This is a genomic window from Novacetimonas hansenii JCM 7643 (assembly GCF_000964405.1).
Lineage (GTDB): Bacteria > Pseudomonadota > Alphaproteobacteria > Acetobacterales > Acetobacteraceae > Novacetimonas > Novacetimonas hansenii.
The window spans coordinates 1-2,496 of sequence record NZ_BANE01000039.1; the positions used below are offsets into that span (position 1 = coordinate 1).

The 2,496-nt window shown below is 59.3% G+C and carries 1 protein-coding gene; it reads left to right on the top strand.

Annotated features, from left to right (window positions below):
• Positions 1-2,496 (top strand): beta strand repeat-containing protein (locus B7G66_RS02620; protein WP_048858834.1); only part of this gene is annotated, 2,496 nt, incomplete at both ends.

A 2,496-nucleotide genomic window follows, 5' to 3' on the forward strand; every position in this document is an offset into this window, starting at 1 on the left:
GTGTCTCCAGTGAGGGCGGCGGCGGTGGTGGCGGCGGCGGCGGCGATGGCCTCGACCTCCTTGCCAGTGGGAATGCCACGGCCACGACCAGTACCAACAGTGCGAGCATCACAGGTGGTGCAGGTGGCACCGGTGGCGCGGGGCAGGCCGTCAGTGGTGCGGCCAACACGAATGGTGGCGGTGGCGCCGGTGGTGTCGGCGTGGCCTTTATGGGGCAGGGGCTGACCCTTGCCAATGCGGGATCGATTACCGGTGGTGCGGGTGGCACAGGCGGAAGTGTCGGTGCTGGTGGTGTCGGCCTTGTCATGGTTGGTGGCGATACAGTGGATAATTCGGGGTCCATTACCGGCGGGATGGCTGGTGATGGCACAACGCAAGCCGATGCGATCCTTGCCAGTGGTGCCGGCAACGCACTGTTACTGGAAAATGGTAGTACCCTTTCAGGCAATATTGAAATTGCTGCGTCCTCTGGCCTCGCCATCGCGTCAGGGGGGGCGGGCACGCTGAATAACGCCATTGTAATGGATGATGCGTCGTCCGCGCTGTCCTTTACCAAGGGGACGGGCGATGCGCTCGATGTTTCTGGTGTGATTTCCGGTGCGGGTGCCGTCACGGTGGCCGACGGGGCGCATGTGGTCCTCAGTGGTGTCAATTCATATGCGGGGGGGACCACGATTGATGGCGGAAGCCTGTCGATCTCATCTGATTCCGCGTTGGGCAATACGGCTGGCGGCCTAAGCCTGACGGATAACGGGAACCTGGAGACAACAGCGAACGTCACGACTGCCCGTAGCATCACGCTTGGCACAGGGGGGGGCGAAATTAGCCCCGATGCAGGCACAACCCTGAACGTGACTGCGCCTGTCAGTGGCACGGGCGGACTTACGATGGATGGGGCAGGGGCACTGGTGCTGGAAGGTAGCAATACCTATACCGGGGTCACGACGATCAGTTCCGGGACATTGGAACTTTCGGGGGCAGGTTCGATCGCAACGTCAGGCGGAGTTGTTGATAACGGAACGCTCGATATTTCAGGGTCCTCCATGGAGGCGAATTCGGTCACATCCCTGTCGGGTAATGGTAATGTTGCATTGGGCGAAGAGACGCTGGTGTTAACCAATGCCAGTGGCACGTTTGGCGGGGTTATTGCCGATGGTGGTGTAGCAGGCGGCACCAGTGGCAGTCTGAATCTGACGGGCGGGACCGAGACACTTACCGGGGTCAATACCTATACCGGATCGACACAGATTTCATCAGGAACGCTGGCACTGGCGGGTGATGGAAGTATTGCGTCTTCCAGCCTGCTCTCAATGTATACCGGCGGTGTTCTTGATATTTCAGGCACATCCGACGGTGCATCCGTCACTGCCATAAATGATGCAAATGCAACAATCGCACTTGGCGGCAATACCCTGACAATCGGGGCAGGGGCAAAGGGAGTGGAGACACCGGAACTGCTTCTCGCCGGTGGTGTCAGTGGCAATATTGTGAACGGGGTTGTCGGCCCGATTGTGGATGGTGGGATCAGCGGTGGTGTCGGGGGCGGGATAACCCTCACGAATCCCGGCACGTCAGGGTCGACTGTCATCACCATCTTTGGTGGGGAGAACACTTATACCGGTGCGACGACCATCGGTAGTGGAACTGCTTTATTGCTTGCCTCTGCAAGTACACTCGGAGAGACGGACGGCTCATCCTCACAGGCCAGCATAGCATCATCCAGCCGTGTGGTGGATAATGGTATTTTTGATATCTCGCTTAACAGTACGGTGGCATCCAACACATCGGATACAAACAGCGATAGCAATAGTGATACGCAGTGGACGATCGCCGCATCTTCCACCGCGATTACATCGTTGGCTGGGAATGGCGTTGTGTCACTGGGCAGCCAGAACCTGCTGCTGACGGATGCATCGGATACTTTTTCCGGCACGATTACCAATGATAGCATCGCCAATCAGCAGCTCGGCACACAGACAGATACAGTCGGCGGCAGCCTGACCCTGGCGGGGGGACATGAAACCCTGACGGGCGTCAATACCTATACGGGGGGGACCACGATCGAGGCTGGCACGCTGACGGGTACGACAGCAAGTTTCGGCAGCGGTGCGATCGTGGATAACGGCACCCTGGATATCGACCAGTCAACGAATGGAACGCTAACCAATCTGGTTTCTGGCACCGGCATGCTGTTCAAGGATGGAACTGGCACGCTGAGTGTGGCGCAAGCTGAGACCTATACCGGGGCAACGTCGATCAATGCAGGTACGCTGGCGCTGACGGGTGATGGCAGCATTGCGGCCTCAAGCGGGGTTACGCTCAGCGGCGGTACATTTGATATTTCCGGTACCACGGATGGGGCGTCGATTGCCTCCCTGTCGGGCAATAGCGGTGGCGCCGTTGCGCTGGGTGGTGAAACGCTGACCCTGACCGATGCTGCGGGGAGCTTCGCGGGCACCATTGCCGGGACGGGGGGCGTGACGCTGCTTGATGGGC